General features: G+C 68.3%; 12 protein-coding genes. 9 read left to right on the top strand and 3 right to left on the bottom strand.

Features of this window, described 5'->3' with window-relative positions; all coding sequences use genetic code 11:
• Positions 1-22 precede the first annotated feature (22 nt).
• The 5 genes from BQ8420_RS02580 (at position 23) to BQ8420_RS02560 (ending at position 5566) form a co-directional block, all read left to right on the top strand.
• Complete coding sequence (locus BQ8420_RS02580) at positions 23-1156, top strand: YihY/virulence factor BrkB family protein (RefSeq protein ID WP_087096175.1); 1134 nt, start codon at positions 23-25, stop codon at positions 1154-1156.
• A gap of 135 nt (positions 1157-1291) precedes the next feature.
• Positions 1292-2464, top strand: a complete 1173-nt coding sequence (locus tag BQ8420_RS02575) for a glutamate--cysteine ligase (RefSeq protein ID WP_087096174.1) — start codon at positions 1292-1294, stop codon at positions 2462-2464.
• A gap of 30 nt (positions 2465-2494) precedes the next feature.
• Positions 2495-3730 carry a M20 family metallopeptidase gene (locus BQ8420_RS02570; RefSeq protein WP_087096173.1) on the top strand — a complete coding sequence of 412 codons (1236 nt, stop codon included), beginning with the start codon at positions 2495-2497 and terminating at the stop codon, positions 3728-3730.
• A gap of 91 nt (positions 3731-3821) precedes the next feature.
• A complete protein-coding gene (locus BQ8420_RS02565) occupies positions 3822-4919 on the top strand; it encodes an adenosine deaminase (protein WP_087096172.1) in 1098 nt (365 codons plus the stop codon).
• A complete protein-coding gene (locus BQ8420_RS02560; protein ID WP_087096213.1) occupies positions 4919-5566 on the top strand; it encodes a PH domain-containing protein in 648 nt (215 codons plus the stop codon). The genes BQ8420_RS02565 and BQ8420_RS02560 overlap by 1 nt, the downstream gene beginning before the upstream one ends.
• Before the next feature lie 470 nt (positions 5567-6036).
• Here the strand turns inward: BQ8420_RS02560 and BQ8420_RS02555 are convergent, their stop codons facing one another.
• Complete coding sequence (locus BQ8420_RS02555) at positions 6037-6855, bottom strand: purine-nucleoside phosphorylase (RefSeq protein ID WP_087096171.1); 819 nt, start codon at positions 6853-6855, stop codon at positions 6037-6039.
• Between the two features lie 353 nt (positions 6856-7208).
• Here BQ8420_RS02555 and BQ8420_RS02550 point away from each other — a divergent pair, with 353 nt between their 5' ends.
• The 3 genes from BQ8420_RS02550 to BQ8420_RS02540 all read left to right on the top strand — a co-directional run bounded on the left by BQ8420_RS02550 (position 7209) and on the right by BQ8420_RS02540 (position 9693).
• The gene (locus BQ8420_RS02550; RefSeq protein ID WP_087096170.1) at positions 7209-8591 is read left to right on the top strand and encodes an NAD(P)H-quinone dehydrogenase; all 1383 of its coding nucleotides are present in this window, start codon (positions 7209-7211) and stop codon (positions 8589-8591) included.
• A 99-nt stretch (positions 8592-8690) separates the two neighbouring features.
• The gene (locus BQ8420_RS02545; RefSeq protein ID WP_087096169.1) at positions 8691-9029 is read left to right on the top strand and encodes a zf-TFIIB domain-containing protein; all 339 of its coding nucleotides are present in this window, start codon (positions 8691-8693) and stop codon (positions 9027-9029) included.
• A 19-nt stretch (positions 9030-9048) separates the two neighbouring features.
• On the top strand, positions 9049-9693 hold the full coding sequence (locus BQ8420_RS02540) for an AAA family ATPase (RefSeq protein WP_087096168.1): 645 nt from the start codon (positions 9049-9051) through the stop codon (positions 9691-9693).
• A gap of 70 nt (positions 9694-9763) precedes the next feature.
• Here BQ8420_RS02540 and BQ8420_RS02535 read toward each other — a convergent pair whose 3' ends face one another.
• Both BQ8420_RS02535 and BQ8420_RS02530 read right to left on the bottom strand, forming a co-directional pair.
• The gene (locus BQ8420_RS02535) at positions 9764-11008 is read right to left on the bottom strand and encodes a chemotaxis protein CheA (protein ID WP_087096167.1); all 1245 of its coding nucleotides are present in this window, start codon (positions 11006-11008) and stop codon (positions 9764-9766) included.
• A 191-nt stretch (positions 11009-11199) separates the two neighbouring features.
• Positions 11200-12654: a dicarboxylate/amino acid:cation symporter gene (locus BQ8420_RS02530; RefSeq protein ID WP_087096166.1), complete on the bottom strand. Its 1455-nt coding sequence runs from the start codon at positions 12652-12654 to the stop codon at positions 11200-11202.
• A gap of 502 nt (positions 12655-13156) precedes the next feature.
• Here BQ8420_RS02530 and BQ8420_RS02525 point away from each other — a divergent pair.
• On the top strand, positions 13157-13768 hold the full coding sequence (locus BQ8420_RS02525) for a Uma2 family endonuclease (protein ID WP_087096212.1): 612 nt from the start codon (positions 13157-13159) through the stop codon (positions 13766-13768).
• Positions 13769-13818 lie beyond the last annotated feature (50 nt).

Below are 13818 nucleotides of genomic sequence, written 5' to 3'. Positions count from 1 at the left end.
GCCCGAAAGGACAGGGAGGACGATGGCCGGCGTCTTGGACCGGGCCAAGGAGACGGTCGGTCACTACCGGGACTCGGCGATGGACGTGTACTGGGGGCTGCGGCACCGGTATCCGTCCATCGACCACTTGGTGCGTGCCTACGAGCGTTACGCGGACCGCAACGGAAACCAGTTGGCCGGTGCGGTCACCTACTTCGCGTTCCTGTCCTTCTTCCCGCTGTTGGCGTTGGCCTTCTCTGTCGTGGGTTTCCTGGCGGCCCGTCAGGTGGAGCTCACCCATTATCTGGAGGAGGCGCTCGACGAGGTGCTTCCGGGGCTGTCCCGGCAGTTGCCCATGGACCAGATCGCGGACGCCCGGGTGGGCGCGAGTGTGATCGGTGCGCTCGGCCTGCTGTACGCGGGGCTGAACTCGGTGGCGGCGCTGCGCGAGGCGCTGCACTCGATCTGGTTGAACAACCTCAAGCAGGGGCCCAACCCGGTGCTGCGCAAGTCGGGCGACCTTCTGGTCATGCTCGGGCTCGGCGCCGCGTTGCTGTTCACGGTGGCCTTCACCAGCTTCATGCAGACCGCGACGGTCTGGTTGTTGTCCCTCGTGGACCTGGACGAGTCGTTGACGGCCAATCTCGTCTTGCGGGGCCTGGCGTTGGTGATCGCCATCGCCGTGAACATGTGCCTGTTCATGCTGGTGTTCACGCTGTTGTCGGGGACGGGGCGGCCGACCCGGATGATGTGGCGGGGCGCCCTGTTGGGCGCGGTCGGGTTCGAGGTGCTCAAGACCCTGGCGGCGACCCTGCTGTCGGGAACGCTCACCAACCCGGTGTACGCGTCCTTCGCGGTCCTGGTGGGTCTGTTGGTCTGGATCAACCTGGTCATGCGTCTGGTGATGTTCAGCGCGGCGTGGACGGCGACGTGGCTTCCGATACCGCCGCCGTACACGGGTTCGTTGCCGAGCCCGGACGAGGTCGGGGTGGACTGGACACGACCGATTCCGGTGCTGCGCCCGCGCAAGGAGGATCTGGCGAAGCGTCGGTGGGCCCAGCGAGTGCTCGCCTTCGGGTTGTCGCTGGTGGGGGCGGGCGCCGCCGCGCTCGGGGCGGCGTCGGTACTTCGACGCGGACGGAACGGAGACGTCGAGGAAAGGGATTCCGTCCGGTGATTTCCTCCGTTTATTGGCCCTGAAGTCCGTATGCGTGACGCTTACGGTGGGTAGTCCTCCCGTGTCCCGGGCGATCGGTGCGCCGGGCTGAGCGGTGAGACGGCCGAACGGCCGTACACACCTTGCGGAGGGCAGATGGGAATCGCATTCAAATCGTCAGAACGTGCGACGTTAGGTGTGGAGTGGGAACTCCAGATCGTCGATCGGAACAGTCGCCACCTGCGACAGGAGGCGCAGCAACTCCTCGCGGAACTCCCGGACCTCAGTGCCGACGCGGCGGTCCCCCCGCTGCGCCATGAACTCATGCAGTCCCAGGTCGAGGTGGTGACGGGGATCTGCGAGACGGTGGACGAGGCCAAGCGCGACCTCGCCCGCAACGTCGGTCGGATGCGGGAGGTGCTGGAGCCCCGTGGCGCCGCCCTGATCTGCTCGGGTACGCACCCGATGGACCACTGGCAGGACCAGTCGCTCAGCCCCGGCAAGCGCTATGGCGAGCTGGTGGAGCAGATGCAGTGGCTGGCCCGGCGCATCCTCACCTGTGGTGTGCACGTACACGTCGGAGTGCGTGACCAGGAGAAGGCCATTCCGATCGTGAACGCGCTTGCGAAGTACATCCCCCATTTTCTTGCTTTGAGTGCTTCGTCCCCATTTTGGGGCGGATACGACACGGGACTCGCCTCTGCACGGTCCATTGTCTTCGGGGCCCTTCCCACCTCCGGTCCGCCGCCGAACCTCCCCGGTTGGCCGGCTTTCGAGGAATACCTCGAAACCCTTCTCAATGCAGGTACCATCGCCTCTATCAAGGAAGTGTGGTGGGACATCCGTCCGCACCCGGATTTCGGTACCATCGAGATCCGGATGTTCGATGGGATTCCCACCCTGCGCGAGGTGGGAATGGCCGCCGCTCTCTCCCAGAGCCTGGTGGAGCTTTTCGATCACCAACTCGACCGCGGGTACAGCTTGCCCAGCCCGCCGTCCTGGGTGGTGAACGACAACAAGTGGCGGGCCACCCGCTACGGACTCGACGCTCGTGTCATCACGGATTCGTACGGAACCACCGTTCCGATCCGTGACGACCTGTACGAGCTGGTTCGCGAGTTGACCCCGATCGCCGCCCGCCTGGGTTGTGCCGAGGACCTGGACCTGATCTCCGAGATCCTGGACAAGGGCGCCTCCTACGAACGCCAGCGGGCGGTCGTCTCCCAGGGAGGCTCGCTTCAGGACGTCGTGGACCTGCTCTCCACCGAGTTCGACGCGGACCCCACCCGCGCCACGGTCGGCGCCGGTGACGGAGCCGGCGTGCGCTAACGACGTGTGAAGTAGTAGAGGGGACCCTCCATGCGGGGACGTGACCTGCCGGAACAGTTGACCGCTTTTCTGGCGCGGCATGAACGGGAGCTCACGGGCTTCCGCCGGGACCTGCACATGCACCCGGAGCTCGCGTTCGCCGAGCACCGCACGACGGGTCGACTCGCCGAGCGCCTCCGCGCGGTCGGGTTGCGGCCCAAGGAACTTCCCCAGGGCACCGGTCTGATCTGCGACGTCGGTGAGGGGCCGGGACCCCTCGTCGCCCTGCGGGCCGACATCGACGCCCTCCCCCTGGCGGACGAGAAGGACGTCCCCTACCACTCCACCGTCCCGGGTGCCGCGCACGCCTGTGGACACGACGTGCACACCACGGTCCTGCTGGCCACGGGGATCTTCCTCGCCCAGCAGGCCCGTGCGGGTGCGCTGCCCGGCCGGGTCCGACTCCTCTTCCAACCCGCTGAGGAGCTTCCCGGCGGGGCGGTGGAGGTGGTCAAGGCCGGCGGGATGGAGGACGTGCAGCGGGTCTTCGCCCTGCACTGCGACCCCCGTCTGATGGTCGGCAAGGTGGGGCTGCGCACCGGCGGGATCACCGCGGCCTGCGACCAACTCCTGGTCCGTCTGTCCGGTCCGGGTGGACACACCGCCCGCCCCCACCTGACCGCCGACCTGGTCTACGCGCTCGGCAAGGTCGTCACCGAGCTGCCCGCCGCGCTGTCCCGACGCATCGACCCGCGCGCCGGGTTCAGCCTGGTCTGGGGCCGCATCAGCGCCGGTTCGGCGCCCAACGTCATCCCTGATGACGCCGTGGCCGAGGGCACCGTGCGCTGCCTGGACGATGAGGCCTGGCACCAGGCACCCGACATCGTCAAGGGGCTGGTGGAGTCGGTGGCGTCCGCCTACGGGGCCGACGCCGAGGTCACCTACCGTCGCGGGGTGCCGCCCACCATCAACGAGGCCACCAGCGTCGACATCATGCGCGAGGCCGTCACCCTGGCGCTGGGCGCCGACGCGGTCACCCCCACCGAGCAGAGCCTGGGCGGGGAGGACTTCGCCTGGTACCTGGAGCACACCCCCGGAGCGCTGGCCCGACTGGGCACCCACTCCCCGGACTGGGACGGACCCATGCTCGACCTGCATCGGGGCACCTTCGACGTCGACGAGCGCGCCATCGGCGTGGGCACCCGTTTCATGGTCACCACGGCGCTCACCGCGCTGTGGGACATCACCCGCGAGGGTGTGCACGCGGACCGCGAGGCACTGGCCTGAAAAGTGTCCGAATAGGAGGCTTTTGCCGGATTCTCGGCAGCTTCGTGTCACCCCGTCGGGGGCGCTCACGTCCCAGTGGCATCCTGAGGAGATGAATCAGCCACTGACTGTCGAACAGATCCGGAGGGCGCCCAAGGTGCTCCTCCACGACCACCTCGACGGCGGTCTACGTCCGTCCACGGTGGTGGAACTGGCCCGTGAGACGGGCTATGAGGGACTGCCCACGTACGACCCCGAGGAGCTGGGCCGTTGGTTCCGGGACGCCTCCGACTCCGGTTCGCTGGAGCGGTACCTGGAGACCTTCGCCCACACCACGGCGGTCATGCAGACCCGTGACTCCCTGGTGCGGGTCGCCGCCGAGGCGGCCGAGGACCTGGCCGCCGACGGCGTGGTCTACGCCGAGCAGCGTTACGCCCCCGAACAGCACCTGGAGGGCGGGCTCAGCCTCGAAGAGGTCGTCGAGGCCGTCCAAGAGGGGCTGGAGCTGGGGGAGAAGCGTGCGGCCGACGCCGGTCGCAGCATCCGCACCGGGCAGTTGGTGACCGCGATGCGGCACGCGGCTCGGTCCTCGGAGATCGCCGAGCTGGCGGTCCGCTACCGCGACTCCGGTGTTTCCGGTTTCGACATCGCGGGCGCGGAGGCCGGCAACCCTCCCACCCGCCACCTGGACGCGTTCGAGTACCTGCGCCGGGAGAACTTCCACTTCACCATCCACGCCGGTGAGGCGTTCGGTCTGCCCTCCATCTGGGAGGCGCTCCAGTGGTGCGGTTGCGACCGTCTCGGTCACGGCGTGCGCATCATCGACGACATCACCGTCCAGGAGGGCGGCGCCCCGCGCCTGGGCCGACTGGCCCAGTACGTGCGCGACAAGCGGGTGCCGCTGGAGATGTGCCCCAGCTCCAACATCCAGACGGGCGCCGCCGAGTCCATCGCCGACCACCCGATCGGGCTACTGCGCGACCTGCGCTTCCGGGTCACCGTCAACACCGACAACCGTCTCCAGAGCGGTGTCACCCTGTCGGAGGAGTTCGCCAAGCTCAGCGAGGCGTTCGGCTACGACTGGGACGACCTCCAGTGGTTCACGGTCAACGCCATGAAGTCGGCGTTCCTGCCGTTCGACGAGCGCCTGTCGCTGATCAACGGGATCATCAAGCCGGGGTTCGCGCAGTTGAAGTGGGCGACGCACTGATGGCGTCGGGCAGAGACGGCGCCAAAGCCGCCACCGTCACCCATGCCGCCACCGGCTCTCGGGTGATGGCGATCGCGTGGATGGTCATCGCGGTCCTGCTGCTGGCGGACCTGGTGATGCGGGGCAGCGACCGGATGGCCTGGATCGCCGGTTCGGCCCTGCTGCTGACCATCGCGGGCGTCCACCTGGCCTGGCTGCGTCCTCGGGTGGTCTCCACCCCGCGCGGGATCAGGATGGTCAACCCGGTGCGCGAGACGTTCGTGCCCTGGGCGGCCGTCGTGTGGGTGGACGTGGTGGACGTGCTGCGGGTGCACACCCCGGAGGGCGAGTTCCGTTCCTGGCCGCTGCGGGAGACCAAGCGGGCCAAGGTCCGGGAGAACCTGCGCCGGGACTCCGGTTACCTGGACCCGGGTGAGGACGAGGATCCCACCAAGATGCGCCCGGTGGAACTGGTCGCGCGGGAGCTGCGCCAGGACGCCGAGCGGTACAAGGCGCGTCCGCTGACCGGTCCCATCAAGGTGGTCCAAGAAGAAGGGCCCGCCGCCCTGGGCGCCGAGGACCGGCCGCAGACGATGGTCCCCTTGGAGGTGATCGTGGTCGGGGTGGCCGCCTTGGTGCAGTTCGTGGCGGTCCTGCTGCTGACCTGACCCCCTTTCCCCGGACCTTCCCGGGGCTTCCGAGGGCTCGTCTCTCCCCGGATCGAACCCGGTCCCCGCGTCGCGGGCGGCCGGGTTCCGTCTTCATTGGATGTGGGGTTGACGCGAACCCGAGGGTTCTGGTTAGGTTAGGCATGCCTAAGGGAGAGCGTTCCGGGTGGGCGGGCTTCGCGCGGATGGCCACCCACCCGGACCTTCTTCCCACGGCGTGCGCGGTTCAACTGAATAACGGGAAGAAGAGGTGTCGCCCGTCGCGAGTCCAACGGGGTCTGCGGGGATCCCGCGCGGCGGCGCACCGAGGAAAGCACCACCTCCGACCGGAGCCGAGGTCGGTACCGTCCACCCCATGGCCTCGGGGTGTACGCTCGCCACGCCGGTGCCGACCACGTCGGTTCCGGTCGGAGGTGCCTCGATCTTCCTCGCGTACGAAGGGCCCGGTCACGACCGGGCCCTTCGCGTGTTCAGGAGGAGGTCAGAATGCGGTTGAGCAGTTCCCCGAGGCGGTGGGAACGCCGCGTGACGATCTCCAGCGCCTTCTCCTCCTTGAACGGCTCGAACACCGCTCCGACCGCGTCGTTGCTGACGATGGCCAACCCGAGGACCTCGGTGCCCATCTCCACGGCCGCGATGGACTCCAAGGCGATCGACCGCCCCAGCACGTCGGCACCCGCCTGGCGCAGGACCTTGAGCTCGGCCGGGGTCTGCAACTGCGGCCCCGACGTCGCCACGTACACGCCCTCGGGAAGCGAGGCGTCCACCTCGCGGGTGATCTCGCGCAGTCGCGTGCTGTAGGCCTCGCTCATGTCCACGAAGTCGGGGCCCGTCAGCGGTGATCGCGCGGTCAGGTTGATGTGGTCGCGCAGGACCACCGGCTGTCCGGGGGCGAAGTCGGTGCGCAGGGAACCGGCCGACCCGGTCAGCACCGCCACCTGGGCGCCGGCGGCGATGCCGGTGCGCACGGCGTGCGCGACCACCATCGGATCGTGTCCCTCGTATGTGTGCACGCGACCCAGGAACACGACGACGCGTTTGTCGCCCACCCACATGCTGCGGATACGTCCGCTGTGTCCCGCGGCGGTGGGTTCCACGAATCCGGGTAGTTCGACCGCGTCGAACTCGATGTCCGCCGAACCCAGAGTGTCCGCGGCCCCGGCCCAGCCGGAGCCGAGTACCACCAGGGCGTCGAAACTGTCGGCGCCGGTCCGGGTCAGCAGCTCCTTGGCCGCTTCCGTGGCCAGCGCCTTCGCATCACCGGTCGTCCGCTGCTCTGATTCACTCACAAGTCGGATGCTATCTCTGAGTCATCCCATAACTCCGGAGCGCAACGCTCTGTGGCGGTGTCGGACCCGCGGTCGCTCGATTCCGGCACGGAGGCGAACGAAGTGGACACGTTCGGTGAGCTGTCAGGGTGTCCGTGCGTGGTGTTCTTCGCATCAGGGCAGGTCATGGGGGCGTGTGGGAGCGGTCATCCGCGGGTGGGGTGGTCTCGTGCGGGGTGCCTGCGGTTTTCGACGGTCGGCATGGCCGACAATGGAGGAAAGCGATAAATCCAGGTGGTGCCCCGCCATGCCCGAATGTCGACCCGGACCGGGAACGGGCATGTCGCATCGCCGGCAGAGGGAATGAGGCAGCAGTGACGAAGGTCGTGATCATCGGTGGCGGTCCCGGGGGCTACGAGGCGGCATTGGTCGCAGCGCAGCTCGGCGCGGACGTGACGGTGGTGGAACGCGACGGCATCGGCGGCTCCTGCGTCCTCACCGACTGCGTCCCCTCCAAGAGCCTCATCGCCACCTCCACCCGCACCACCTACGTGCGCGAGTCATCGGTCCTGGGCATCAACATCCCCGAGGCCGTGGCGGACGAGCCCGCGGTCGAGGTCGACATCCGGCACGTGAACGGCCGGATCAAACGCCTCGCCCAGGCGCAGTCCGACGACACCCGTGCCCGCCTGATCAAGGAGGGGGTCGAGGTCATGGTCGGCGAGGCCCGCCTGGTCGACCCGCACATCGTCGCCGTCGACGATCAGCGCATTCGGGCCGACGTCATCCTGCTGGCCACGGGCGCCCACCCTCGTGAGCTGCCCACCGCAGAACCCGACGGCGAGCGCATCCTCACCTGGCGCCACCTCTACGACCTGGAGGAACTCCCCTCCGATCTCATCGTGGTCGGTTCCGGTGTCACCGGTGCCGAGTTCGCCAGTGCCTACCAGGCGCTGGGGTCCGACGTCACCCTGGTCTCCTCCCGCGAGCTCGTCATGCCCACCCAGGACTCCGACGCCGCCGAGTTGCTGCAGGGCGTCTTCGCCCGCCGCGGCATGACCGTTCTCAGCCAGACCCGTGCCGAGTCGGTGGTGCGCACCGAGGACGGAGTCCGCGTCACCCTCTCCGACGGTCGCACGGTCGACGGCAGCCACTGCCTCATGACCGTCGGCATGATCCCCAACACCGACGGACTGGGCCTGGAGGAGGCCGGCGTCGGTCTGGGCGACGCCGGTTTCGTCGAGGTGGACCGGGTGTCCCGCACCACCGTCCCCGGTGTCTACGCCGCCGGTGACTGCACCGGTGTGAACATGTTGGCGTCCGTCGCCGCCATGCAGGGTCGTATCGCCATGTGGCACGCCTTGGGCGAGGCCGTGGCCCCGTTGCAGTTGTCCACGGTCGCCTCCACCGTGTTCACCCACCCCGAGCTCGCCGCGGTCGGTACCAGCGAGGACGACATCCGCAGCGGTCGGGTGGACGGTCGGATCGTGAGTCTGCCGCTCAACACCAACCCGCGCGCCAAGATGAACAACGTCGGGGAGGGTTTCGTCAAGCTCATCTGCCGCCAGCACACCGGCATCGTCCTGGGCGGGGTCATCGTCGGCCCGCGCGCCAGCGAGCTCATCCTGGGTGTGTCGATCGCGGTCCAGCAGCGTCTGACCGTGGACGACATCGCGCACACCTTCTCCGTGTACCCGTCGTTGTCCGGCAGCGTCACCGAGGCCGCCCGCTCCCTCATGCTGGCCTCGCCCGAGTAGTCCCGGAACCCGCCCGCCGTGTGGATCTGCGCAGGACACACGGCGGGTTCCGGTCAGGTTCTTAACCGGTCTTGACGGAGGCCCTCCTAGCCTTTCGGCGTGATCTGCCCGAAATGCCAAAGTCCGATGCGTACCTTCGACCGTCAGGGCGTCCACATCGACCGCTGTGACGGTTGCCAGGGCATCTTCCTCGACCGGGGTGAGCTGGAGCGCGTCGTCGCCGCCGAACAGCGGCACTACGGTGTCGTGCCGCCCGACCCGAGCATGCCGCCGCCCCCCGACCCCTACGGCCGCCCCGGTCGCGGCCGCGGCGGCTACGCCGACTCCCCGCGCGGCTACCGGCCGGACTCCCCGAGTGGCTACCGCGGCGGCTACCGCGACTCGCCCCGGCCCTACCGCCGTCGACGCAAGAGCTTCCTGGAACAGCTCTTCGACTGAGCCGATCAGCGAGTCGACCATGCACCCCTTGATCTGTGGACACTGCGGCGAGTGGGACCCCGAGCCGGACACGAGCGCGGGACCACACCTGCTCCGCTGTGTCTCCTGCGGACGCACCCGCCCCTTCCTGCGGTTGCCGTTGCTATGCGTGGCCGGGCCCAGCGGGACCGGAAAGTCCACCGTGGCCCGTGCCCTCCTGACCGGGTTGAGCGACCGTTTCGTCGTGCTGGAACAGGACCTCCTGTGGGTGGGCGGCCTGCGCGACCCCGCCGACGACCATCGACTGTTCCGCTCTACCTGGCTGCGCACCGCCGCCATGGTGCAGCAGAGCGGCCGGCCCGTCGTGCTGTGCGGGACGGTGGCCCCACCGGAGCTGGAGCACCTGCCCGAGCGCACCCTGTTCGACGGGGTGCACTACCTGGTGCTCACCTGTGACCCGGAGGTCCTCAGCCGCCGGCTGCTCGCCCGGCCGACCTGGCGGGACTGGGACGAGGAACGCGTCGACGAGACCTTGGAGTACCAGGAGTGGTTGGTGACCGAGGCCGACCGGCTCGAAGCGCCGCTGACCCTGCTGGACACCACCGGTACGTCCCCGGAGGAGACCGCCGAGGACGTGCGCCGATGGGTACTGGAACGGGCGGGATTGTTCGTCTCCGCCGACTAGCGCGAAGCACACGAAAGGCCCCGGGGATGATCCCCGGGGCCTGAGTCGTCGGAAGACGTGGAACCGGTGGTTAGAAGTCGAAGCCGCCGAAGTCCCCGAAGTCGCCTCCGCCGTCGAAGTCCCCTCCGCCGAGGTCGCCGCCGGCGTCCTCCATGCCGCCGCCCATCATCCCGGCGCCCATCATCGACCCCATCATGGAGCCCATCATCATGCCGGTGAACATGCCCATCATCATGTTCATGCCGAAGTAGCCTCCCGCGTAGGGGGCGTAGGCCGGGCCGGCCTCGTAGTAGGGGCGACGGTCACCGTCGACCTCCACCATGCGCACGTCCGGCTGACCGCCGGTGCGCACCGCCTGGGCGCACACGGGGCACGCGGTGACCGACCGTGGAGAACCACCGGGCGGCGCCCAGGTGACGTCCTCGCTGGACGGGCCGTGCTGCGGGTTGAAGAAGCAGGGTCCGCGCCGCTCCGGCACCGGGTCGCCGTTCATCCGGGCCCGGGTGGCCGTCATGTAGTACCGGCCGTCCTCCAGAGCACCGGTGACCGACTTGATCTGCTCCGGCTCCTCGATGGTGTCCAGCAGCGACTTGGCCTGGTCATAGGAGTCCATGGCGCGCGAGTAGTCGTTTCTGGTCGCATCGTCCACCGCGGAGAGGTCGATCTCCAATCGGGCCACGTCCTCGCCGAGACGTACGACGTCCTCGGTGGCCATCTGCTTGATTTCCTGAAGCTGCTTGGCCTTCTCGGCCTCGCGCTTCTTGCGGCTGTTGTACACGTACCAGCCACCGGCGGCGACGATCAGCGCGAGGATGACCAGCATCATCAGGCCGGAGCCGCCACCGCCCGCGGGCGCGTCGGACGGGGCCTCACCGGTCTCCACCGCCTGCGGAACCGCGGCGAGCGCGTCGATCGGGTTGTCGCCCTCGTTGAGTGCGGCCTCCCGGATCGTCTCGGTGCCGTCCAGGTTCGGGGAGGTGACGTAGAAGTGGTCACTTCCGCCGAGGACCCCGTAGGCGCCGTCGCCGACCTCGGCCATGACGGGTTCCATGAGGGTGTTGACACCCGCCTCGGAAGTGGCGGCCTCGAAGGGCAGGATCACGTAGTAGACGGGGGAGTCCGCGCCCTCGGACGCGGCTTCCAGGGCGCCCTCGTCGGCGGTGGAGATCTGGTCGATGGACGGGTCGATGAAGACACCGTCGCCCTCCAGTTCCTCGACGATCTCCTCGGTGGTGGGTGCCTCGATCTCGGCGTCGGCCGCGGCGGGTATCGCCGACGCGGTCACCATCGCCGCCGCGAGTCCGGCGGTCAGCACTGTGGGTGTTACCAAGCGGCGCAACATGTCGTTTTTCTCGCCTCCCATGTTCAGAGGACGAACGGGAAGAACCCACAGTTCCCACGCGGGCCCGGTGCCCGGGACTTGTGGCACGACTCTCCGACCACAGGGAAAGGGCCCGTCGGGGGAGTGGATTCCCCCCGACGGGCCCTGGTCCCGAGATGGTCGGGTCAGCCCTTGGCGCCCGAGCCGGCGGTGGTGCGTTCCGCTTCCGGGTCGCGCTCCTCCGCCTCGTCGGTGGCGGCCTCGGCGGACTGCTCCTCGGCGGACAGGGTGCCGGGCTCGTCCAGCGGGACGAAACCGGTGGATCCCCGGCGGGCGTTGTAGCGGACCAGGTCGAGGAGCCCCTCGCGCTTGGCGACGACGGCCGGGATCAGGGCCTGGCCGGCGACGTTCACCGCGGTGCGGCCCATGTCCAGGATCGGGTCGACGGCCAGCAGCAGACCCACGCCCTCCAGGGGCAGGCCCACCGTGGACAGGGTCAGGGTGAGCATGACCGTGGCGCCGGTGGTGCCCGCGGTCGCGGCCGAACCGATGACCGAGACGAACGCGATCAGCAGGTAGTCGGTGATCGCCAGGTCGATCCCGAAGAACTGGGCGACGAAGATCGCCGAGATCGCCGGGTAGATCGCGGCGCAGCCGTCCATCTTGGTGGTCGCGCCGAACGGCACCGCGAACGCCGAGTAGTAGCGGGGCACACCCAGGTTCTGCTCGGTGACCCGCTGGGTGACCGGCATGGTGCCCATCGAGGAGCGGGACACGAAGCCCAGCTGGACCGCGGGCCACACACCGGAGAAGTACTTGGCGGGGGACAGCCCGTTGATGAGGGCGACGACCGGGTAGACGGCGAACAACACCAGTGCCAGGCCGATGTAGATGGTGATCGTGTACTTGCCGAGCGCGCCGATGGTGGTCCAGCCGTAGCTGTAGACGGCGTTGCCCAGCAGACCCACGGTGCCGATCGGGGCCAGGCGGATGACCCACCACAGCGCCTTGAGCACGACCTGAAGGGTCGACTCGGTGAACTTGATGAAGGGCTCGGCCGGCTTGCCGACCTTGATGGCGGCGATGCCCAGCACGACCGCGATGACGATCAGCTGTAGGGCGTTGAAGCTGAGGGAGGTGCTCAGGTCGTCGGGGTTGGTGTCGGCGGCCAGACCCAGGAAGTTGGCCGGGACCAGGCTCTCGATGAACGCGATCCAGGAACCCTGGCTGGAGGGTTCGGCGACGTTTCCGCCGTCCACCGCGCTGTTGAGGCCGGGACGGATCGTCAGACCCAGGGTGATGGCGATGGCCACCGAGACCAGCGCGGTGACCGCGAACCACAGCAGTGTCTTCCAGGCCAGACGCGCGGCGTTGGTGACGTTGCGCAGGTTGGCGATGGAGGAGATGACGGCGAGGACGATCAGCGGCGGAACGATCGTGCGCAGCAGGGTGACGAAGGTGCTGCCGATGGTCTCCAGGGTCGTGGCGAGCCAGTTCGGCTCACCGTCCCCCACCGGGCCGATCTGGATGGCGACCACACCGAGGGCGAGGCCGAGGACGAGTCCGAGGAGGACCTGGATTCCGAAGGACGGAAGCGGAAAACGTCGCTTCGGCTTGACCTGTGCGGTCTGAGTGGACACGGAAGTGGCTCCAAGCGAGATACCGGAGCGAGGGCACGCCACAGTGGTGGGCGTACGAGAACTCCGGCTAGGGGAAACGGGTGGGTGTCACCGGAGAGGTGACGACAAGGGAAGGCGTGGCGGCGCGCAGCCCGGACGGGCGCGCGTGGACCTAGCTACACGCGTGGCTGGCGAAGCGGCACAGGTCGATGTGCCACCTTCGTGTCAGTCCCCAGATGTTCGTCACGATCAGGAACAATAGTCCGGTTCCCTTACCTTTTCCATACTCCCCCGGACGTTTTCTGTGTCACCCCTGACCAGAAGCCTTACTGCGCTGGGTCTTCCCACTTTCAAGGGCGACGAGGATCACCCCGCGCCCCCGTCCGAGCGTCCCTACCCGCCTGAGGGAGAACGCTCCACGAGCCCGGACCGGGGTGATGAGAGGATTCGTCGAAAGCACCGTTACGAGGCGAGGCGGTTGGCTACTGTGGGCGACGAGAACGATCCGACGAACGGAGACGACATGTCCGTTCCCGTCACGGACGACCCCGTGGTCTTCGGCACTCGGGTATCGATCCCCCTGCCCCCGCAGGGAGGTTTCACGGCCGAGGATCTCGACCGCATCCCGGATCTTCCGCCGCATACCGAACTCATCGACGGAAGTCTGGTCCTGGTGAGCCCTCAGCAGCGCTTCCACATGTTCGTGCTCAAGCTCCTCGAACAGCGACTCGACGCGCAGATCCCCCAAGAACTTCGTACCTACCGGGAGATGACGGTCAGAATCGGGGAGCGGCAACGTCCGGAACCCGATCTCATGCTCGTTCGGGCCGAGGAACGCAAGGCCCTCCACAACACCTGGGTCGAGCCACACGTGGTCGAACTCGTGGTCGAGGTGGTCTCACCCGAATCCGAGGTACGGGACATCGAGCGCAAACCGCAGATCTACGCCGAGGCGGGGATTCCCCACTTCTGGCTGGTCGAAGAGGAGAGCGAGGGGGAGCCGGTCGTCCACACCTACGAACTCGACCCGCTCAACAAGGTGTACGCGAACCTTCGCAGCCATCGAGGGCGCCTCGGGGTGACCGCGCCCTGTGCGCTGGACATCGACCTGACCCGGATCCGCCGGTACTACTGAGCTCACCTCAAGGAGAGAGGGCCCCGGACGGCGAAGGGGCAACGCCGGAC

It is taken from the genome of Nocardiopsis sp. JB363 (assembly GCF_900143625.1).
GTDB lineage: Bacteria > Actinomycetota > Actinomycetes > Streptosporangiales > Streptosporangiaceae > Nocardiopsis.
Note: the sequence above shows the minus strand (reverse complement) of the source record. Positions and strands in the feature narration are given on the sequence as shown.

What these genes read in the sequence shown, in the direction of transcription:
- BQ8420_RS02580 (WP_087096175.1), top strand. Translation starts at nt 23, where the DNA reads ATGGCCGGCGTCTTGGACCGGGCCAAGGAGACGGTCGGTCACTACCGG.
- BQ8420_RS02575 (WP_087096174.1), top strand. Translation starts at nt 1,292, where the DNA reads ATGGGAATCGCATTCAAATCGTCAGAACGTGCGACGTTAGGTGTGGAG.
- BQ8420_RS02570 (WP_087096173.1), top strand. Translation starts at nt 2,495, where the DNA reads ATGCGGGGACGTGACCTGCCGGAACAGTTGACCGCTTTTCTGGCGCGG.
- BQ8420_RS02565 (WP_087096172.1), top strand. Translation starts at nt 3,822, where the DNA reads ATGAATCAGCCACTGACTGTCGAACAGATCCGGAGGGCGCCCAAGGTG.
- BQ8420_RS02560 (WP_087096213.1), top strand. Translation starts at nt 4,919, where the DNA reads ATGGCGTCGGGCAGAGACGGCGCCAAAGCCGCCACCGTCACCCATGCC.
- BQ8420_RS02540 (WP_087096168.1), top strand. Translation starts at nt 9,049, where the DNA reads ATGCACCCCTTGATCTGTGGACACTGCGGCGAGTGGGACCCCGAGCCG.
- BQ8420_RS02525 (WP_087096212.1), top strand. Translation starts at nt 13,157, where the DNA reads ATGTCCGTTCCCGTCACGGACGACCCCGTGGTCTTCGGCACTCGGGTA.